An 18,190-nucleotide genomic window follows, 5' to 3' on the forward strand; every position below is an offset into this window, starting at 1 on the left:
GGCGCGATGACCGACCTCCTGCCGCAGGAACTCCGCGTCATCGCCGCCGTCGCCGACGCACGCGGATTCTCGGCCGCCGCCCGGACCCTCGGTATGACGCAGTCCGCCGTGTCCCACTCCGTACGCGCCAGCGAACGCAAGATCGGCGCGGTGCTCTTCGAGCGCGGGCGGCTCGGCGCCGCGCCCACCCCGGCCGGTGACGTGGCCGCCGGGCACGCCCGGCGCGTCCTGCGGCTGCTCGACGTGCTGGGCGCCGAGGCCCGGGGGGCCGCCGCCGGGTCCGGCGGCGCGGAGACGATGAGCGGCCCGCTGCGGATCGCCGCCTTCCGCAGCGCCGCCCTGTATCTGCTGCCGCCGGCACTGGAGCGTCTGACCGCCCGCCATCCCGGGATCGAGCCGGTGGTCCGGATGGTCCGCGAGGTGGGCCGGGGCACGGCCGGCGAAGTGCTGGACGGGCGGGCGGACCTGAGGGCTGTCCCGCAATCCCTGGCGGGCGCACGACGACAGCTACGGCACCTCGCCGCGTTGTCGGAACGCCCGAATACATCCAGTATGCGGACGTCCCTCCGCCTTGCGATGCACCGCATCTGACGCCGCGCGCTGATCCACCAGGGATTGCGGGACAGCCCTTGGCCGTCGCGACGCTCGGGACCACCCCACCGGTGCCGCCGGGGCTGGTCGGCGGCGTACTGCTGGAGGAGGAGTACTCCCTGGTGCACCCGGCCGGACACGCGGCGCCCCGCACGCTGCCCCTGGTCGACTGGGCCGAGAACTGCACCTCGTACACCCGCGACTGGTGGGCGGCCCAGGAGTGGATCCCCCGGGCGACGGTCGAGGCCGAGGACGACGGGGCGGTGCTCTCGATGGTGTCCCGTGGCCTCGGCATGGCGATCATGCCCGGTCTGTCCCTGTACGGAGCACCCGACGGAACGGAGATCACTGCTCTCGGGGCTGACCGTCCCACCCGCTCGATCGGCTATGTCACCACCCCTGAGCAGGCACGATCGCTCGCGGTGCGGGCGCTGATCCGGGAACTGCGGGCGGAACGCGCGGAGGCGCCCGTCTCAGATAGTAGGAAGTCCGACTAACTGTGGAGACAGAGCGGCCGGACTGTCCTAGCTTTGTAGGAGCCGAACGAATCGCTCGATCGAGCGACTGTGGCGGTTGCGGGCGCGCGCCCCGGAGCAGGTAACCCCTGCGGCGTACGCTCCCCGCCCCTTCCGGCGCCTCGAAATCCGATCCTGATCCCCCGGCACCGTGCTGCCCGTCCGGCGTCGCGGCCCTCCCCGGCCGCCGTCCGTGCCTCGCGCCCGGTCCCGGCATCCACGCGATCTCAAGGAGTCGATCCCCCATGACCACCATCACCGCCCGTCGCGTCCGCAACACTCCCCGTCAGTCGGAGTCGGACCGCAAGAACGCCGCCGCCGCCCTCCAGCGCGCTCTGGACCGTCGCGACAACGGCGGCTCGACCGGCCACTGAGCCGGGTGCCGCTGAGCCGGGGGGCCACCACCCGTGCTCCGCCCACCCGCACGGCGCCCACCCGCACTGCGCCCGCTCGTACTCCGCCCATCCGCACCCGTCCGCCCCGTACATCGAACACCCCTTGCACGACCCGTCCGCATGCTGGACGTCGGATGTCATGGGGTGGGACGCACCGTTAGGCTTCCGGCATGTCTCGCAGCATCGATCTCGCAGTGATCCCCGGTGACGGAATCGGCCAGGAAGTCGTGGCCCAGGGCCTCAAGGTCCTCAACGCTGTCCTCCCGCCGGATGTGAAGCTGGAGACCAAGGAGTACGACCTCGGGGCCCAGCGCTGGCACCGCACCGGTGACACCCTCCCGGACGCGGAGCTGGAAGCCCTCAAGAACCACGACGCCATCCTCCTCGGCGCGATCGGCGACCCGTCCGTGCCGTCCGGCGTCCTGGAGCGGGGGCTGCTGCTGAAGCTGCGTTTCGCCTTCGACCACTTCATCAACCTGCGCCCCTCCAAGCTCTTCCCGAACACCGCGACCCCGCTCGCCGGCCGCCCCGACATCGACTTCGTCGTCGTCCGCGAGGGCACCGAGGGCCCGTACACCGGCAACGGCGGCTCGCTGCGCACCGGCACCCCCGCCGAGGTCGCCACCGAGGTCAGCCTCAACACGGCGTACGGCGTCGAGCGCGTGGTCCGGGACGCCTTCGAGCGTGCGGCGGCCCGTCCGCGCAAGAAGCTGACGCTGGTCCACAAGAACAACGTCCTCGTCTACGCCGGCCACCTGTGGAAGAGCACCTTCGACCGGGTCGCCGCCGAATACCCGCAGGTCAGCACCGACTACCTGCACGTCGACGCCGCGACGATCTTCTTCGTCACCCAGCCGGAGCGCTTCGACGTCATCGTCACCGACAACCTCTTCGGTGACATCCTCACCGACCTCGCCGCCGCCGTCTCCGGCGGTATCGGCCTGGCCGCCTCCGGCAACATCAACCCGACGGGCGCGTTCCCGTCGATGTTCGAGCCGGTCCACGGCTCCGCCCCCGACATCGCGGGGCAGGGCAAGGCCGACCCGACCGCCACGGTCCTCTCCGTCGCCCTCCTGCTGCGCCACCTCGGCTACGAGGCCGAGGCCGTGCGCATCGAGGACGCCGTCTCCGCCGATCTCGCGGAGCGCGGCGGAGCCGCCACGCGGACGACCGACGAGATCGGCGACGCCCTCGCGGTACGCGTAGCGAGCTGACCCGACGACTCCATTCGAAGCCGCCGGGTCAGCGAAAGCACCCGGCGGCTTCACCTGTGCGGCCCCCGGGTGCCACCATCGACCCCTGGACCGCATTCACACCATTTCGTGCACGGCCCCCCGCAGGAGATAATCGAACGCGGGGCCGTGGCTTGCGGTAAAGCTCGGACGTCCTAGGACCTGACCGAAAAACGTCGGGCAGAGACGGTCGTGAGCGCGGTCCATCACACACAAGACCGGTGAAGGACACGCACTCATGACGACGCCCACGATCGAGCTCAAGCCCTCCTCGAACCCGCTGTCCGACGCGGAGCGCGAGGCGATGCTGGTCAACCCCGGATTCGGCCGCCACTTCACCGACCACATGGTGACCATCCGCTGGACCGAGGGCCGCGGCTGGCACGACGCCGAGCTGGTCCCCTACGGCCCGCTGTCGCTGGACCCGGCCAACATGACCCTGCACTACGCGCAGGAGATCTTCGAGGGGCTGAAGGCCTACCGCCAGCCCGACGGCTCGGTCGCCTCCTTCCGCCCCGACGCCAACGCCCGGCGCTTCCAGCGCTCGGCCGCCCGGCTCGCCATGCCCGAGCTGCCCGTCGAGACGTTCATCGCGGCGTGCGACGCGCTGGTCCAGCAGGACAAGGCGTGGGTCCCGGCGCACGGCGGCGAGGAGTCCCTCTACCTGCGCCCGTTCATGATCGCCACCGAGGTCGGCCTCGGTGTGAAGCCGGCCAACGAGTACCTCTTCCTGGTCATCGCCTCGCCCGCCGGCGCCTACTTCCCCGGCGGTGTGAAGCCGGTCTCCATCTGGCTCTCCGAGAACCGCGTCCGCGCCGTCCCCGGCGGCATGGGTGACGCCAAGACCGGCGGCAACTACGCCGCCTCCCTCCTCGCCCAGGCCGAGGCCGCCTCGCACGGCTGCGCCCAGGTCGCCTACCTCGACGCGGTCGAGCACAAGTGGGTCGAGGAGCTCGGCGGCATGAACCTCTACTTCGTGTACGCCCAGGAGGACGGCTCGAAGAAGCTCGTCACGCCCGCCCTCACCGGCTCGCTGCTCGCCGGCGTCACCCGTGACTCCCTCCTCAAGGTCGCCCGCGACCTCGGTTACGAATCCGAGGAGGGCCGGGTCTCCATCGACCAGTGGCGCGACGACACCGCGAACGGCACCCTCGTCGAGGTCTTCGCCTGCGGCACCGCCGCTGTCATCACCCCCGTCGGCCTGGTGAAGTCCGAGGGCGGCGAGTGGACCCAGAGCGGGGGCGAGCCCGGCGAGGTCACCATGAAGCTGCGGGAGCGCCTCCTCGACATCCAGCGCGGTGTCGTCGAGGACACCCACGGCTGGATGCACCCGCTCGGCTAAGGGCTTCTCGTCCGGACCAGGCCGCACCCGGCCCGTCGCCCGGTGCGGCCTTTTCCGTACACGGAGAATTGAGTGCCGCTCGAAGAAATGCCGGGAATCTTTCGGATGGCCATACGTCATGGTTAGAGTGGCACTCTAACCATCGTCGTTACAGGAGCTCCCATGGTCCCCGCCCCCGCCCCCTTCCGCATGCCTCCCGAGTGGGCTCCCCACGAGCGCACCTGGATGGCCTGGCCCGGACCCAACCCCACCTTCGCCTCCGACGCCGAGCTGGCGGAGGCCCGCCACGCCTGGGCCGGCGTCGCCCGTGCCGTACGCCGCTTCGAGCCGGTCACCATGGTCGTCGGGCCCGGTCAGGAGGAGGGGGCGGCGGCGCTGCTCGGCCCCGACGTCGAGCTGGTCGTACGGCCGCTCGACGACGCCTGGATGCGGGACATAGGCCCCACCTTCGTCACCGACGGCCGCACCCTCGCCGCCGTCGACTGGACGTTCAACGGCTGGGGCGCCCAGGAATGGGCCCGCTGGGAGCACGACCAGCACATCGCCCGGACCGTCGCCGGGCTGGCCGGTGTCCCCGCCCACAGCTCCCCGCTCGTCAACGAGGGCGGCGCGATCCACGTGGACGGCGAAGGCACCGTCCTGCTCACCGAGACCGTCCAGCTCGGCAAGGAGCGCAACCCCGGCTGGAGCAGGGAGCAGGTGGAGGCCGAGATCCACGCCCGCCTCGGCACCGAGAAGGCCATCTGGCTGCCCCGGGGGCTGACCGGCGACTACGGGACGTACGGCACGCTCGGCCATGTCGACATCGTCGCCGCCTTCGCCCGCCCGGGTACCGTCGTCGCCCATGTCCAGCCGGACCCGGCCCACCCCGACCACGAGGTCACCCGGGAGAACCTGGCGATCCTGCGGGCCGCCACCGACGCCAGGGGCCGCCGGCTGGAAGTCGTCGAGGTGCCCGCGCCCACCGTGCTGCGCGACGAGGACGGCGAGTGGGTCGACCACTCCTACATCAACCACTACCTCTGCAACGGCGGCGTGGTCCTCTGCGCCTTCGACGACCCGCGCGACGAGCAGGCCGCCGCGATCTTCCGGGGCCTCTTCCCGGACCGTACGGTGACCCTCGTCGACGCCCGTACGATCTTCGCCGGTGGTGGAGGCATCCACTGCGTCACCCAGCAGCAGCCGAAGGTACGAGCGAACCCATGACCCCCGCCCCCCGCCGCGTCCACCACGCCGCCCCGCCCCGCGAGGACGTCCTCGCCGCCGCCATGGCCACCATCGCCGAACGCGGGCTCGACGGGCTGACCATGGCCGGGCTGGGGCGGGAGGTGGGGATGAGCAGCGGGCACCTGCTCTACTACTTCCGCACCAAGGACGAACTGCTCCTGGAGACCCTGGAGTGGAGCGAGCGGCGCCTCGGGGCCGAGCGCGTCGCCCTGCTCGCCCGGCCGGGGACGGCCCGGGAGCGGCTGGAGGCGTACATCGGCCTCTACCTGCCCGCCGGGCACCGCGACCCCCACTGGACGCTCTGGCTGGAGGTCTGGGGCCGCTCGCAGAACGCCGACGACGACGCCCGCGCCCGGCAGGCCGCCATCGAGGGGGTCTGGCACCGCGACCTGGTGGCGCTGCTCGCCGAGGGGATCTCGCGCGGCGAGTTCCGGCCGGTGGACGCCGACCGGTTCGCCGCCCGGCTGCGGGCGCTGCTCGACGGGTTCAGCATCCATGTGACGGTGGGGATCCCAGGGACGGGCCGGGAGCAGGTGCTCGCCCAGACGGCGGAGTTCCTCGACGAGACGCTGACGGCGGGCGCCGCGTGAGAGGTGCGACCGGCGTCACGACCGCATCCTGAGACACCGCCGTCACGGCGCCGACGCTGTGCCAGACTGCTGCCGTGTCCTCGTTCGTCATGATTATTGGCAGCAGGCGCGCCGGTCCGCAGTGACCGTCCCGTACCACCACGTACGGCGCGGCCATCGTGCCCCAGACCCGCGCGCAGACCTCTCGCACCCGCGAGGGGTTTTTTCGTTTTCCGGCCCGCACCCGGGCCGGAGCGGAGCGCGCGGGATGATGGGGGCAAGTGGAGCTGGGGGCTGTTCCGGGTTCCCCGAACAGCCCCAGACCGTCCGGATCCACTCATCCGACAGGAGTCAGATCAGCATGACCACCAAGGCCAACGCCACCGACGACAGTTTCCATGTCTTCGACACCACACTGCGCGACGGTGCTCAGCGTGAGGGCATCAACCTGACGGTCGCCGACAAGCTGACCATCGCCCGTCATCTGGACACCTTCGGTGTGGGGTACATCGAGGGCGGCTGGCCGGGGGCCAACCCGCGCGACACGGAGTTCTTCGCCCGCGCCCAGCAGGAGATCACGTTCGAGAACGCCCAGCTCGTGGCGTTCGGCGCGACCCGCAGGGCGGGCGGCAGCGCCGCCGACGACCCCCAGGTGAAGGCGCTCCTGAAATCCGGCGCCCCGGTGATCACGCTGGTGGCCAAGGCGCACGACCGCCATGTCGAGCTGGCCCTGCGCACCACCCTGGAGGAGAACCTGGAGATGGTCCGTGACACCGTCTCCCACCTGCGTGAGCAGGGCCGCCGGGTCTTCGTGGACTGCGAGCACTTCTTCGACGGCTACCGCGCCAACGCCGAGTACGCCAAGTCCGTGGTCCGCACCGCGTACGAGGCGGGCGCCGAGGTCGTCATCCTCTGCGACACCAACGGCGGCATGCTCCCCGCCCAGGTCCAGGCCGTCGTCTCCACCGTCGTCGCCGACACCGGCGCCCGGCTCGGCATCCACGCCCAGGACGACACCGGCTGTGCCGTCGCCAACACCCTGGCCGCCGTGGACGCCGGCGCCACCCACGTCCAGTGCACGGCCAACGGCTACGGCGAGCGGGTCGGCAACGCCAACCTCTTCCCCGTGGTCGCCGCCCTGGAACTCAAGTACGGCATGAAGGTGCTGCCCGAGGGCGCGCTCGCCGAGATGACCCGCATCTCGCACGCCATCGCCGAGGTCGTCAACCTCACCCCCTCCACCCACCAGCCGTACGTGGGCGTCTCGGCCTTCGCCCACAAGGCCGGGCTGCACGCGTCCGCCATCAAGGTCGACCCCGACCTCTACCAGCACATCGACCCCGAGCTGGTCGGCAACACCATGCGGATGCTGGTCTCCGACATGGCGGGCCGCGCCTCCATCGAGCTGAAGGGCAAGGAGCTCGGCATCGACCTCGGCGACGACCGCGCCCTGGTCGGCCGGGTCGTGGAGCGCGTCAAGGAACGCGAACTGAAGGGCTACACCTACGAGGCCGCCGACGCCTCCTTCGAACTGCTGCTGCGCGGCGAGGTCGAGGGCCGGGCCCGGCGCTACTTCCGTACGGAATCCTGGCGGGCGATCGTCGAGGACCGCCCCGACGGCACCCACGCCAACGAGGCGACCGTGAAGCTCTGGGCCAAGGGCGAGCGGATCGTCGCGACCGCCGAGGGCAACGGTCCGGTCAACGCGCTGGACCGGGCCCTGCGCGTGGCCCTGGAGCGGATCTACCCGCAGCTCGCCAAGCTGGAGCTGGTCGACTACAAGGTCCGCATCCTGGAGGGCCGCACCGGCACCGAGTCCACCACCCGGGTGCTCATCACCACGGGCGACGGCACCGGCGACTGGGCGACCGTGGGGGTCGCCGAGAACGTCATCGCCGCCTCCTGGCAGGCGCTGGAGGACGCGTACACCTACGGACTGCTGCGCGCGGGCGTCGAGCCCACGGAGTAGCCCGGCCCGGCCTCGTCGCCCGTGCGGCCGGCGAACGGGGCCGGTCAATCGTCTTCGCGGGGGCGACGGACGCCCTGGGGCGCTCTCCGGGCGGGCGACGTCCGCCGCCCGTCTGGAGTAGCGTTAAGTATGAGGAAAAGGCTCATACCCGCGCTGCTGGCGGGCCTGCTGCTCATCTTCGCAGCAGCGGCTCTCGCCCTGACCTCCTCCGCGTCGGCGGCGCCCGCCGCGCCTGCCGCGACCATCCAGGACGCCGCCCAGGCCCTGCGCGACGACCCGGTCCACGTGGCCCCGGGCGCTCGCGATCAGCTCTCCGTCGCTGACGAGAAGGCCCTGGAGAACAAGATCATGGACGCCGACAAGCCGGTGTTCGTGGCCGTCCTGCCCGATACCCCGGCCTTCCCCGAGGAAGGCCTCCTCCAGACCCTGCGCACCGAGACCGGCATCACCGGCGTCTACGCGGTCCGCCTCGGCGACGGCTTCGACGCGGGCGCGGACCCGCAGGTCATGCCGATCCGCGCGGTCGACAACCTCACCGCATCCGTGCAGAACCCCGCCACCGCCACGGACACGAACGCCCAGCTCAACGCCTTCGTCGACCGCGCCGTCGAGCAGGCCAGGGGCACGGCCCCCGCCTCCTGGTCCGGCGGCGGAGGCGCGGCGGACGGGGCCGGAGCCCCGGTCGGCGGCCTGATCACGCTCGGCGCCCTGGTCGCGGCGGGCGGCGCGGGCGCGTACGCGATCTCCCGCCGCAACAAGCGCCGCACGGAGGAAGAGGAGCGCATCGCGCTCGACAAGCTCCGGGTCGTCGTCGACGAGGACATCACCGCGTACGGCGAAACCCTGGAACGTCTGGACTTCCACCCCGCCGAACCGGGCGCGGACGACACCATGCGCGCCGACTACGAACGGGCCCTGGACTCCTACGAGAGCGCCAAGACCAGGATGGACAAGGCCGCACACCCCTCGGACGTACGCGGAGTCACCCAGTCCCTGGAGGAGGGCCGCTACTCCCTGGCCGTCCTGGAGGCCCGCCGCACCGGCGCGGAACTCCCGGCCCGCCGCCCGCCGTGCTTCTTCGACCCGCGCCACGGCCCCGCCGTCACGGAGGTCCTGTGGACCCCTTCCGGCGGCGCGGCCCGGGAGGTCCCGGTCTGCGGCGCGGACGAGATCCGGCTCAGCCGGGGCGAGGACCCCATGAGCCGTACGGTCGACGTGGGCGACGGCAACCGCCGCCCGTACTGGGAAGCGGGCCCGGCGTATGGCCCCTGGGCCGGCGGCTACTTCGGCGGCGGCCTGCTCCCCGGCCTCCTCGTCGGCACCATGCTCGGCTCGATGCTCGCCACCCCGGCGTACGCCTCCGAGTACGGTGGCGGTGACTTCGGCGGCGGCGAGGGCGGCGACTGGGGCGGCGGCGACTTCTCCGGCTCCGACTTCGACTCCTCCGGCTTCGGCGGGGGCGGCGGCTTCGGCGACGGCGGAGGCTTCGGCGGGTTCGACGGCGGGGGTTTCTGAGCCCGCAGTCCGCCCCGCACGGGGCCGCGAAGTGATCAGCCCTGGCCGCGCTGCCCCGGCTGCCGCGAACCTCGCATGGGGGCGGGGACGGCCTGCGGCGCTGCGGCCGGAGAATCGGAGCGTGCCCTTTGGCCGGTGCCGACCGTTGATACGGGCATGAAGAAGCGAAGCGCACTCGCCGTTGTCACTCTCGCCGCCGGAGCGGTCATCGCCGCGATCAGCCCGCCCCCGGGAGGCGGGGACACGGCGCACGCAGCCGAACCGCCCGTCAGCCTGGGCGCGCTGGACGGCGTCGGGGACCTCGGCAAGCTGGTCGACGGGGCGGCGGGGGCGACGACCTCCACCGCCGGCACGGTCACCAGCACCGTGGAAGACGCCCGGTTCAGCTGAGCCGAGGTTCACGGGCCAGGTCCACCGAGAGCTGCCCCGCTTCCGGCCGCGTTTGTCGGCTGGAAGCGGGGCAGCTCTTTCCGTGTACGGGGTACGGGGTGCGGGGTAAGGGGTACGGCTCAGAGGGCCGTGCCGCTGTGCACGAAGGCGCTCCAGGCGGCGGGCTCGACGGTGAGGACGGGACCGTCGGTCACTTTGGAGTCGCGGATGTGGATGGCGGAGGGATGGGCGGCGACTTCGACGCAGGCTCCGCCGTCACCGTTGCTGTAACTGGACTTGTGCCAGTGGTAGGCGACCTCAACGCAGTTTCCGCCGTCACCGTTGCTGTAGCTGGACTTGAACCAGTGGAGGGCTGTGGGGCCGGGGTGTGCTGCGCGGGGCATGTCTCTCCAAGCAGTGCGTCAAGCAGTGCGTCCAGTAGCCGGGTGCTCTCCGCGACGGTGAGCGCCTGGGAACGCAGCATCCCATACCTCTGCATAAGTGCGCTGACGTCGGCGGGTTCGTCGTACAGCTCTCCGCGCAGCTGGCCGTCGACGTAAGCGAGCCCGTCGTGGTCGGGCGTCTCCAGTAGAACGAGTGGTCCCGCGAGCCCGGCGTGCCGAGGCGTGTTCCGGGGCATGATCTGAATGGTGACGAACGGCAGATCCATGCAGCGCCGCAGATGGAGAAGCTGCTCCCGCATTACTTCGGGGTCGCCCAGCTGGGTGTGCAGGATGCTCTCCTCCAGGATGAAGTGGAGGATCGGCCGGGGTTTGCGCTCCAGGATCTTCTGGCGGCCGAGCCGGTCCGCCACCCGCTTCTCGATCTCCTCCTCTTCGAGTGGCGGGTAGTTGCAGCCGAAGATGAAGCGCGCGTACGCCTCGGTCTGGAGCAGTCCAGGGATGAGCTGCGACTCGTACCAGAGCAGGCTCAGCGCGTTCTGCTCGTACTGCACGAAGTCCTTGACCAGCGCCTGGTAGCGCTCCTTCCGTGGAATCCTTTCCACCGCGATCCGCAACACGCCCTTGGTCTCCAGCAGTTCATCGAGCTGGACGGCCAGGTCCAGCTGAAGTGCCCGCCGGCCCTGCTCGATTGAGGCGATCGTGTCCTCGCCCGCCCCGAGCTGCTCGGCGAGGGCCGCCTGGGTCAGCCCGGCGAGCTTGCGGAGGTGGCGCAGCTGCGCCCCGACCAGCTGCCATGAGGTAACTCGCCTGATGCCGCTCTGCTTTCCGTTTTGCATGACCTGGCTCTCCCCGTTCCGGTCCCGCTGTCAACCCGTCAGAACCCGTACAAAAGTGTTTGTACGTCTCTCCGCTCTGCTGAAGCGTAGTGACGTTGTGTGAGCGTGGAAGTATGAACGAGACAACTCAACTCCCCTACTTCCGCGCGGCCTTCTACTGCCGTGAGCGCAGGTCGATCCCGGTCGTACGCAAGTTCGCCCGCAAGGCTCTCGTCGAGTGGAAGTGCGAAGAGCGCGCCGACGATGTGCTGCTCTGCGTAACCGAACTGGCGACCAACGCCCTCCGCCACGGTGTTCCGCCGGGGCGTGGTTTCAAGGTCCACATCTACCTGGAGCGGATCGAGAACATGATCCGCGTCGAGCTGCACGACAGCGGTGACGGTGAGGTGCGCCCGGTGGACGGGGTGCCGGGGGCCGACGACGAGGGCGGGCGCGGGCTGCTGCTCGTCGCGGGGCTGGCGGACAAGTGGGGGGTGGCCGAGCGGGATCCGGGCAAGGTCGTGTGGTGCGAGTTCAACATCGCGTGAGTTGCTGTTTCGGCAAGGATGTTTGTCGTTTCGGCCTCACGGGCGCACTCTCGTCATCGAGCGGAGGCGATCCGCCGGGTGACGAAGGAGGAGCGACATGAAGCAGCAGCGGTACGACGTGGTGATCGTGGGCGGCGGGGCCGCCGGCCTGAGCGGGGCGCTGACCCTGGCGCGGGCCCGGCGTTCGGTCCTGGTGATCGACGCGGGCGAGCCCCGTAACGCGCCCGCGTCCCATGTGCACAACTACCTGGGCCGCGAGTCGACCCCGCCCGGCGAACTGCTGGCGATCGGCCGGGGCGAGGCGGCCGGATACGGAACGGAGCTCGCCGAGGGCCGGGTGGTCTCGGCCGAGCGGCTGCCGGGGGAGCGGGGCTTCCGGGTGGTGACGGAGGACGGCCGGTCGGTCGAGGCGCGCAGGCTGCTGGTCACGACGGGGCTCGTCGACGAACTGCCGCCCGTGCCCGGCCTGGCGGAGCGCTGGGGGCGCGAGGTGCTGCACTGCCCGTACTGCCACGGCCACGAGGTGGCGGACCGCCCGATCGGCGTGCTCGCCACCGGCTCCCTCGCCGTGCACCAGGCGCTGATGTGGCGGCAGTGGAGCGAGGACGTCACCCTCTTCCGCCACACGGGCCCGGAGCCGTCGGACCAGGAGTACGAGGAGCTGGCCGCGCGAGGTGTGGCGGTGGTGGACGGCGAGGTGGCGGGACTGGAGGTCACGGACGACCGGTTCACCGGCGTACGGCTGGAGTCCGGCCGGGTGATCCCGCGCGAGGCGCTGGTGGTCCAGGCCCGGTTCACCGCCCGCTCGGCGGTCCTGGAGTCGCTGGGGCTGACCCCGGTGGAGCAGGAGATGGGCGGCACGGTGATCGGTTCGTACATCGCGGCCGACGCGGCCGGTGCCACGGAGATCCCCGGCGTCTGGGTGGCGGGCAACGTCGCCAACCTCACCGAGCAGGTCATCGGTGCGGCTGCGGCGGGCCTCCGCGCGGCGGGCGCGGTCAACGGCGACCTGATCGCCGAGGACACCCGGCTGGCGGTCGCGGGCCCGGCGGGCCACGGGATGACGGGGTTGCGCCGCTGAGGGCGCGGGCGGGATCCGCCGGGTCAGTGCTGGACCGGACCGCCGACCGGGACGGGGCCCATGTGCCCCGTGGGCGGGAGGGTCTGCGCCAGGCCGAGCCCGATGTCCACCAGCGACGACCGGCGCAGGCGGGCGACCTCGGGCAGCGGGGTCCACACCGACTCGGCGGTGTCGCCGTTCGGTTCGGGCCGGAGCCGGCCGCCGGTGACGCGGACGCGGTAGAAGACGCCGACGTTCTGGAGCTCGGGCGCACAGGGCCGGCGCCGCTCGCCTGCCGGAATCACCCGTGAGTCCACGCCGAGCAGACGCTCGACCACGGCCTCCAGGCCGGTTTCCTCGGCGACTTCCCGGATCACCGCGTCGAACGGGTCCTCCGCGTGTTCCACCCCGCCGCCCGGGAGGGTCCAGGTCCGCCCGCCGTCCGGCTCCACGGCATGGGCGAGCAGCACCCGTCCGTCCTCGATGCACACCGCGTACGCGGCAAGTCTCCGATCCATCCGGGGAGGCTATCCCGGGTGTCCGGGGCAGCGTCCGGGCCGGCGTCCCCGGCGTCCGGGCGGGCGCCTGGGGAGGGGAGACCCCCGTGACCCTTCAAGATCATCGGTGTGCAGAATGACCTGTATGTCGATAACGAACACGCCGCAGGCGGCCACGCTCGACGATGCTCCGTCGATCAGCCGCACCCTGGCCCGCGCCTTCGCCGACGACCCGATGATGGGGTGGTTCTTCCCCGGCGGGGCCTCGCGCGAGCCGGACCTGGTCCGCTACTTCACCACGATCTTCACCCGGCAGTACGGCCGCCACGGGGTGTGCGAGCGCACCGCGTCGGCGGCCGCGTTCTGGGTGCCGCCGGAAGGGCAGGAGAAGGCCGTTCCCGACGCGGAGACGATCGCGGAGCTGGCGGAGATCCTCGGCGACCGGGCGCCCCTGTTCCGGGACGCCGTCGAGGCGGCCGCCCAGCACGGGCCGCAGGAACCGCACTGGTACCTGGCGGTCGTCGGCGCGGACCCGGCCGCCCGGGGCCAAGGGCACGGGGCGGCGCTGCTGCGATCCGGGCTGGCCAAGGCCGACGCGGCGGGCCTGCCGGTCTACCTGGAGTCCTCCAAGCCGGACAACCTGCCCTTCTACGAGCACTTCGGCTTCACGGTCCTGGGCGAGGCGGCGCTGCCGGGCGGCGGCCCGGTGCTGTGGGTGATGCGCCGGGAGCCGCGCCCGGTCGGCACGGCGTAACGGGAATCCGGGAACCCGGGGACTGAGGCCTGGGACCGGGGGACCGGGGCCTGGGGCCGGGGGCGAGACCCGGGAGGCCCGGCCCAGGGAGGCCCGGCCCCCGCCCCCCGAGGCATGGTCGTCGGCCTGAGCTCAGGCTCTCGTCGCCCGTGCGTCTTCTTCTCCCCGGCGGACGGCCACCGTGGCGGAGCGGGGGCGGCCGGACCGGGTGTGGGCGGGCCAGTTGCCGGTGGTGCGGGGAGCGTCCGGGTCCGGGGCGCCCCAGCGGGCCGTGCGCTCCCCGGGATGCTGGATGTTGACGAAGAGCGTCCGGCCGTCGGGGGTGCCCGTCAACACAGGTGACCTCGGCGCCGCGCGAGTCGGACAGCTGTCGGGGGCTTGCCGTAGGTGCGGATGTACCAGTCGAGCGTGCCGCTCCACGTACGGGAGCCCTCGTCGATGTCACCCGTGGCGGCAGGCAGAAGGTTGTTCCGAAGATGAAGCCGGATCCGACCAGCGTCCGACCGGACTCGTGGGGCCAGGAGTTGACGGCCTGGCCGCGCACGCTCTGGTTGCCGCACTTGTACCGGAAGACCTTGATGGCGACCGTGCGTGGACCGGCCTGCAGGCAGATGTGCGAGCCGCCCGCCGTGATCGTGCGGGCCGTCGTGCAGTACGTGGGTCCCGCTCTTCGCGGAGAAGGTCGTCAAGCAGTCCCCGCACACACGACAGCGCGCCCCGTCCCCGGTATCCGGGTGCGGGGCGCGCTGTGTGCCGGGCGGACGTGCTCGACGGCGAGGGGGGTCAGGCCCCCGGGGCGGCGGCCTTGATCGCGGAGATGTCGAAGGTCAGCTTCACCTTGTCGCTGACCATCACGCCGCCGGTCTCCAGCGCCGCGTTCCAGGTCAGGCCCCAGTCGGAGCGCAGGATGTCGGCGCTGCCCTCGAAGCCGACGCGCTCGTTGCCGTAGACGTCGGTGGCGGAGCCGTTGAACTCCAGGTCGATGGCGAGCGGGCGCGTGACGTCCTTGATGGTCAGGTCGCCGGTGATCCGGTACGCCTCGCCGCCCAGCTGCTCGGCCTTCGTGGAGCGGAACGTCATGAGGGGGAACGTCTCCGCGTCGAAGAAGTCGCCGCTGACCAGGTGGCCGTCGCGGTCGGCGATGCCGGTGTCGATGCTGGCGATCTTCACGTCGATGGAGGCGGTGGAGTTCGCCGGGTCCGTACCGTCCACCACCAGGGTGCCTTCGTGCTCGCCGAACGAGCCGCGCACGTTCGTGACCATGGCGTGGCGCACCGTGAAGCCGATGCTGCTGTGGGCCGGGTCCAGGGTGTACGTGCCGGTCAGCGCGGCCAGCGCCGGATCCACCGAGGGGGCCTCGGTGACGGTGGGGGCGGCGGTCGACTTGCGGGTGAACAGAGCCATGGCTCCTCCTCGGGGATGCGCTGCGGGGGACGGGGGTCCGGCGACGCCGAAAGTTTGGTTTAACCTTCAACGAGATTGACTGTAGCGCGATCTAGTTCAAAGTTCAACATCTTGCGTCCAGTGGACCGTGCCGGCAGGGCAGCGCCCGGGGGGAGTGGGCAGCGTCCAGGGAGTGGGCAGCCGGTTCACCGGTGAGGGAACCGGTTCACCGGTGAGGGAAGGGGGAAGCGGTTCAGCTTCCGTTCAGGTGCTCGCGGACGCACTGTGTGTACTGGTGGAAGCTGTCGGGCTGGTAGCACTCCTGCGTCTTGTTCGCGTACCAGACCATGAAGACGGCGACCAGCCCGGACACCACGATCGCGAGGGACGACGTCACCAGGGCGGTGACGGCCTTGCCCCGGCCCGCGCCGGTCCGCCTGGCCGCCGGCAGCGCCGCGATGCCCAGGATCAGGCCGATCACGGCGAGCGGGCCGCCGATGAAGACCACCGAGGTGCACAGGCCGACGATGCCCAGTGTCATGGCGGCCGTGGCCAGGCTGTTCTTCGGCACTGTCGGGTCCGGTGCCCTTCCGTTCGGCGCCGTCCGCGTCCGTACGGCCTGGTCCTGAGCGGACACCGTGTGGTTCAGCCGCGCCTCGATCCCCTGAGCGTTCATCTGCCCGTCCTTCCGTCCCGTCGACTGGTTGAGAGGCCGATTCTGCTTTCGGGGGCCCACGGGCACATCGCGGGAAGGCGGGAGAATTCGCTCCCCCGATCGGGGGAGGCCGCCGGTGGTCCGTCGGGTTCATACTTGCCTGGCCATGTTGAGAGGAATCCGGCCGCTGCTGCGCGGCTCCACGTATGCGGGTGCGCTGTTCGCCTATTGCGGTGCGCTGGCGAGTCTTCCTCTGCTGCCGTTCGCGGCCCTGCCGGCGATGGCGTGGCCATCCGCTTCCGAGGGAGCGCAGTTCGCTCTGACCGTGCTGGTCTGGTCCGTGCTGATCGGTGCGATCGGACTGTCCCGCACGACCCGGCGGGTGCTGATCGCCTGCGCCCGGCGGATGCTGGGGGTGCCGTTGCCGGACCCCGTGGGCAAGCGCCGGCGTGCGGGCTCGACCGGTGAGGGGGCGGCTTCTCCCACGGCGTCGGCCGCCGACCGTTGGCGGACCCCGCTCTGGCTGCTGTCGCAGGTAGCGCTGGGGTGGGCGGGGGCTCAGCTGAGCGTGCTGCTGTTCATCGCGGGCCTGCTCCTTCCCGGCGGCTGGGCCGGCGCCGAGGCCGGGGTGAGCGTGAACGGCTGGTCGCTGCGGGCGGACAGCGGCTGGCGGAGCTGGGCAGCGGCGCTCTGCTGCCTGCTGCTGGCGGCGGCGCTGTGCCTGGCGGTGACGCACGCCCTGCGGTGGCTGGCGCCCAGACTGCTGGGTCCGTCGTCGGCCGAGCGGCTCGCGCTGGCGGCCGAGCGGGAGCGGGTACTGGCCGAACGCAACCGGCTGGCCCACGAGTTGCACGACTCGATCGGGCACACCCTGACGGCCGCCACGATCCAGGCGGCGGTGGCGGGCGAGGTGCTCGGTGCCGACCCGTCGGCGGCGCGGGCCGCCCTGCGCAGCATCGAGGAGTCGACCCGGGCCGCCCTTGAGGACCTGGACTATGTGCTGGGCATGCTGCGTGAGGAGAAGGCGGGGACGGCGCCGGCCCGGACCCTGGCCGACCTTCCCGAGCTGCTCGACCGGCTTCGGCACGCGGGCGCGGTGGTGGAGCCGGAGCTGTCGGGCGACTACGCGCAGGTGCAGGGGACGCTCTCCCGCGCCGCGTACCGGATCCTGCAGGAAGGGCTGACGAACGCGCTGCGGCACGGAGCGGGCGGTCCGATCCGGGTCAGGGTGGCGGCCGCGCCGGAATCGCTGGAGCTCGACGTGGTCAACCGGACCGGGGCCCGGAGCGGCATGAGCCCGGGGGCCTTCCCGACGTCCGGGCACGGCATGCCCGGCCTCTTCGAGCGGGTGCGGCTGCTGCACGGCGAGATCGAGGCCGGTCCGGACGGACCGGAGCACTGGCGGCTCGCGGTCCGGCTGCCCGTACGCTTGCCCGCATGAACGGCTCACCAGCGGGCGCAGCGGTCGCGACCAGCACCGATGCGGGCGGAGCCGTCGCGACCGGTCCCGACGCGGGCGGAGCCGTCACGATCAGTCCCGATGCGGGCGCACCGGCCGCGACCGGTCCCGACGCGGGCGCAGCCGTCACCACCGACACCGCCGGCGCCTCCAGCCGCATCACCCTCCTGATCGCGGACGACGACGAGGTGACCCGCAGCGGTCTGCGCACCCTGCTCGGAATGCAGCCCGGGATCGCCGTCGTCGGGGAGGCCGCCGACGGCATCGAAGCAGTCGAGCGGGCACAGCGGCTGCGGCCGGACGTGGTCCTGATGGACGTACGGATGCCGCGCCGCAACGGCATCGAGGCCACCCGGCAGCTCCTCGCAGGGCAGGCCGACCCGCCGAAGGTCGTGGTGATCACCACCTTCGAGAACGACGACTACGTCACCGCCGCACTCAGCGCCGGAGCCAGCGGCTTCGTGCTCAAGCGGCTCCCCGTCCCCAAGATCGCGGAGGCGGTACGGGTGGTCGCGGCGGGCGAGGTGATCCTCTTCCCGGCGGTGCTGCGCCAGATGGTCACCGCCCGCCCACTGGAATCCGCCGAGGCGCTGCCGAGGGCGGCGCTGACGGGCCGGGAGGAGGAGGTGCTGCGCCTGATGGCCACCGGCCTGTCCAACCCGGACATCGCCCGGTCGTGCACGGTGAGCCTGGAGACGGTGAAGACGCACGTCGGGAACGTGCTGACCAAGCTCGGCGCGCAGAACCGGACCCACGCGGTGGTGATCGCGTACGAAACCGGCCTGGTCGTGCCCCGGGTGACGGGCTGACGCACCACCAGGCACCCTGCCCCGGCCAGCCCCGCCCCGCCCGCCCCGCCCCGCCCGCCCCGCCCGGCCTGGCCTGGTCGCC

18 protein-coding genes and 3 pseudogenes are annotated in these 18,190 nt (G+C 71.8%); 15 read left to right on the forward strand and 6 right to left on the reverse strand.

Annotated elements, in window-relative coordinates; genetic code table 11:
* Positions 1-6: 6 nt before the first annotated feature.
* From ACGF2Y_RS00370 to ACGF2Y_RS00415, 10 genes and pseudogenes are all read left to right on the forward strand, one after another.
* Positions 7-473: pseudogene (locus ACGF2Y_RS00370) on the forward strand (LysR family transcriptional regulator); the annotation flags it as partial.
* A gap of 162 nt (positions 474-635) precedes the next feature.
* Positions 636-1,088 (forward strand): annotated as a pseudogene (locus ACGF2Y_RS00375) (LysR family transcriptional regulator substrate-binding protein); the annotation flags it as partial.
* Positions 1,089-1,351: 263 nt separating this feature from the next.
* Positions 1,352-1,480 (forward strand): hypothetical protein, encoded by a 129-nt coding sequence (locus ACGF2Y_RS00380; protein ID WP_392941666.1) that lies wholly within the window; start codon positions 1,352-1,354, stop codon positions 1,478-1,480.
* A gap of 191 nt (positions 1,481-1,671) precedes the next feature.
* On the forward strand, positions 1,672-2,715 hold the full coding sequence (locus ACGF2Y_RS00385) for a 3-isopropylmalate dehydrogenase (RefSeq protein WP_392941668.1): 1,044 nt from the start codon (positions 1,672-1,674) through the stop codon (positions 2,713-2,715).
* A 256-nt stretch (positions 2,716-2,971) separates the two neighbouring features.
* Complete coding sequence (locus ACGF2Y_RS00390; protein ID WP_392941671.1) at positions 2,972-4,075, forward strand: branched-chain amino acid aminotransferase; 1,104 nt, start codon at positions 2,972-2,974, stop codon at positions 4,073-4,075.
* 162 nt (positions 4,076-4,237) lie between these two features.
* On the forward strand, positions 4,238-5,281 hold the full coding sequence (locus ACGF2Y_RS00395; RefSeq protein ID WP_392941672.1) for an agmatine/peptidylarginine deiminase: 1,044 nt from the start codon (positions 4,238-4,240) through the stop codon (positions 5,279-5,281).
* The gene (locus ACGF2Y_RS00400; protein ID WP_392941675.1) at positions 5,278-5,892 is read left to right on the forward strand and encodes a TetR/AcrR family transcriptional regulator; all 615 of its coding nucleotides are present in this window, start codon (positions 5,278-5,280) and stop codon (positions 5,890-5,892) included. The genes ACGF2Y_RS00395 and ACGF2Y_RS00400 overlap by 4 nt, the downstream gene beginning before the upstream one ends.
* Before the next feature lie 340 nt (positions 5,893-6,232).
* Positions 6,233-7,840 carry a citramalate synthase gene (gene cimA, locus ACGF2Y_RS00405; protein WP_392941677.1) on the forward strand — a complete coding sequence of 536 codons (1,608 nt, stop codon included), beginning with the start codon at positions 6,233-6,235 and terminating at the stop codon, positions 7,838-7,840.
* Positions 7,841-7,969: 129 nt separating this feature from the next.
* Positions 7,970-9,355, forward strand: coding sequence for a hypothetical protein (locus ACGF2Y_RS00410; protein ID WP_392941680.1), 1,386 nt, complete (start codon positions 7,970-7,972; stop codon positions 9,353-9,355).
* A 156-nt stretch (positions 9,356-9,511) separates the two neighbouring features.
* The gene (locus ACGF2Y_RS00415; protein ID WP_392941683.1) at positions 9,512-9,745 is read left to right on the forward strand and encodes a hypothetical protein; all 234 of its coding nucleotides are present in this window, start codon (positions 9,512-9,514) and stop codon (positions 9,743-9,745) included.
* A gap of 119 nt (positions 9,746-9,864) precedes the next feature.
* On the opposite strand, the gene ACGF2Y_RS00420 is transcribed toward ACGF2Y_RS00415, so the two are convergent.
* Positions 9,865-10,128 (reverse strand): DUF397 domain-containing protein, encoded by a 264-nt coding sequence (locus ACGF2Y_RS00420; protein ID WP_392941685.1) that lies wholly within the window; start codon positions 10,126-10,128, stop codon positions 9,865-9,867.
* 41 nt (positions 10,129-10,169) lie between these two features.
* Positions 10,170-10,964 (reverse strand): annotated as a pseudogene (locus ACGF2Y_RS00425) (Scr1 family TA system antitoxin-like transcriptional regulator); the annotation flags it as partial.
* A 113-nt stretch (positions 10,965-11,077) separates the two neighbouring features.
* On the opposite strand from ACGF2Y_RS00425, the gene ACGF2Y_RS00430 reads away from it, so the two are divergent.
* Entirely contained in the window at positions 11,078-11,491 is a 414-nt protein-coding gene (locus ACGF2Y_RS00430) for an ATP-binding protein (protein ID WP_392941688.1), read from the forward strand.
* 97 nt (positions 11,492-11,588) lie between these two features.
* Positions 11,589-12,572 carry an NAD(P)/FAD-dependent oxidoreductase gene (locus tag ACGF2Y_RS00435; RefSeq protein WP_392941690.1) on the forward strand — a complete coding sequence of 328 codons (984 nt, stop codon included), beginning with the start codon at positions 11,589-11,591 and terminating at the stop codon, positions 12,570-12,572.
* Between the two features lie 23 nt (positions 12,573-12,595).
* On the opposite strand, the gene ACGF2Y_RS00440 is transcribed toward ACGF2Y_RS00435, so the two are convergent.
* The gene (locus ACGF2Y_RS00440; RefSeq protein WP_392941693.1) at positions 12,596-13,069 is read right to left on the reverse strand and encodes an NUDIX hydrolase; all 474 of its coding nucleotides are present in this window, start codon (positions 13,067-13,069) and stop codon (positions 12,596-12,598) included.
* Between the two features lie 115 nt (positions 13,070-13,184).
* On the opposite strand from ACGF2Y_RS00440, the gene ACGF2Y_RS00445 reads away from it, so the two are divergent.
* Entirely contained in the window at positions 13,185-13,802 is a 618-nt protein-coding gene (locus tag ACGF2Y_RS00445) for a GNAT family N-acetyltransferase (protein WP_392941696.1), read from the forward strand.
* 132 nt (positions 13,803-13,934) lie between these two features.
* Here ACGF2Y_RS00445 and ACGF2Y_RS00450 read toward each other — a convergent pair whose 3' ends face one another.
* From ACGF2Y_RS00450 to ACGF2Y_RS00460, 3 genes are all read right to left on the reverse strand, one after another.
* Positions 13,935-14,135, reverse strand: coding sequence for a hypothetical protein (locus ACGF2Y_RS00450; RefSeq protein WP_392941699.1), 201 nt, complete (start codon positions 14,133-14,135; stop codon positions 13,935-13,937).
* 450 nt (positions 14,136-14,585) lie between these two features.
* Positions 14,586-15,206 carry a YceI family protein gene (locus ACGF2Y_RS00455; protein ID WP_392941701.1) on the reverse strand — a complete coding sequence of 207 codons (621 nt, stop codon included), beginning with the start codon at positions 15,204-15,206 and terminating at the stop codon, positions 14,586-14,588.
* A 232-nt stretch (positions 15,207-15,438) separates the two neighbouring features.
* Positions 15,439-15,861, reverse strand: coding sequence for a DUF4190 domain-containing protein (locus ACGF2Y_RS00460; protein WP_392941703.1), 423 nt, complete (start codon positions 15,859-15,861; stop codon positions 15,439-15,441).
* 145 nt (positions 15,862-16,006) lie between these two features.
* On the opposite strand from ACGF2Y_RS00460, the gene ACGF2Y_RS00465 reads away from it, so the two are divergent.
* Both ACGF2Y_RS00465 and ACGF2Y_RS00470 read left to right on the forward strand, forming a co-directional pair.
* Complete coding sequence (locus ACGF2Y_RS00465) at positions 16,007-17,281, forward strand: histidine kinase (protein ID WP_392941706.1); 1,275 nt, start codon at positions 16,007-16,009, stop codon at positions 17,279-17,281.
* Positions 17,278-18,108 (forward strand): response regulator, encoded by an 831-nt coding sequence (locus tag ACGF2Y_RS00470; RefSeq protein WP_392941709.1) that lies wholly within the window; start codon positions 17,278-17,280, stop codon positions 18,106-18,108. Before ACGF2Y_RS00465 ends, ACGF2Y_RS00470 begins: the two co-directional genes overlap by 4 nt.
* Positions 18,109-18,190: the final 82 nt, after the last annotated feature.

Origin of the sequence: Streptomyces sp. NPDC048142 (assembly GCF_043202835.1) — a bacterium.
Taxonomy (GTDB): Bacteria; Actinomycetota; Actinomycetes; order Streptomycetales; family Streptomycetaceae; genus Streptomyces.

Bases quoted from the DNA above. Each gene is read 5' to 3' on its own strand.
- ACGF2Y_RS00470 (WP_392941709.1), top strand. From the start codon at position 17,278: ATGAACGGCTCACCAGCGGGCGCAGCGGTCGCGACCAGCACCGATGCG.
- ACGF2Y_RS00445 (WP_392941696.1), top strand. From the start codon at position 13,185: ATGACCTGTATGTCGATAACGAACACGCCGCAGGCGGCCACGCTCGAC.
- ACGF2Y_RS00430 (WP_392941688.1), top strand. From the start codon at position 11,078: ATGAACGAGACAACTCAACTCCCCTACTTCCGCGCGGCCTTCTACTGC.
- ACGF2Y_RS00395 (WP_392941672.1), top strand. From the start codon at position 4,238: ATGGTCCCCGCCCCCGCCCCCTTCCGCATGCCTCCCGAGTGGGCTCCC.
- ACGF2Y_RS00410 (WP_392941680.1), top strand. From the start codon at position 7,970: ATGAGGAAAAGGCTCATACCCGCGCTGCTGGCGGGCCTGCTGCTCATC.
- ACGF2Y_RS00420 (WP_392941685.1), bottom strand. From the start codon at position 10,128: ATGCCCCGCGCAGCACACCCCGGCCCCACAGCCCTCCACTGGTTCAAG.
- ACGF2Y_RS00440 (WP_392941693.1), bottom strand. From the start codon at position 13,069: ATGGATCGGAGACTTGCCGCGTACGCGGTGTGCATCGAGGACGGACGG.
- ACGF2Y_RS00460 (WP_392941703.1), bottom strand. From the start codon at position 15,861: ATGAACGCTCAGGGGATCGAGGCGCGGCTGAACCACACGGTGTCCGCT.
- ACGF2Y_RS00385 (WP_392941668.1), top strand. From the start codon at position 1,672: ATGTCTCGCAGCATCGATCTCGCAGTGATCCCCGGTGACGGAATCGGC.
- ACGF2Y_RS00435 (WP_392941690.1), top strand. From the start codon at position 11,589: ATGAAGCAGCAGCGGTACGACGTGGTGATCGTGGGCGGCGGGGCCGCC.
- ACGF2Y_RS00465 (WP_392941706.1), top strand. From the start codon at position 16,007: ATGTTGAGAGGAATCCGGCCGCTGCTGCGCGGCTCCACGTATGCGGGT.
- ACGF2Y_RS00400 (WP_392941675.1), top strand. From the start codon at position 5,278: ATGACCCCCGCCCCCCGCCGCGTCCACCACGCCGCCCCGCCCCGCGAG.
- ACGF2Y_RS00380 (WP_392941666.1), top strand. From the start codon at position 1,352: ATGACCACCATCACCGCCCGTCGCGTCCGCAACACTCCCCGTCAGTCG.
- ACGF2Y_RS00415 (WP_392941683.1), top strand. From the start codon at position 9,512: ATGAAGAAGCGAAGCGCACTCGCCGTTGTCACTCTCGCCGCCGGAGCG.
- cimA (WP_392941677.1), top strand. From the start codon at position 6,233: ATGACCACCAAGGCCAACGCCACCGACGACAGTTTCCATGTCTTCGAC.
- ACGF2Y_RS00455 (WP_392941701.1), bottom strand. From the start codon at position 15,206: ATGGCTCTGTTCACCCGCAAGTCGACCGCCGCCCCCACCGTCACCGAG.
- ACGF2Y_RS00390 (WP_392941671.1), top strand. From the start codon at position 2,972: ATGACGACGCCCACGATCGAGCTCAAGCCCTCCTCGAACCCGCTGTCC.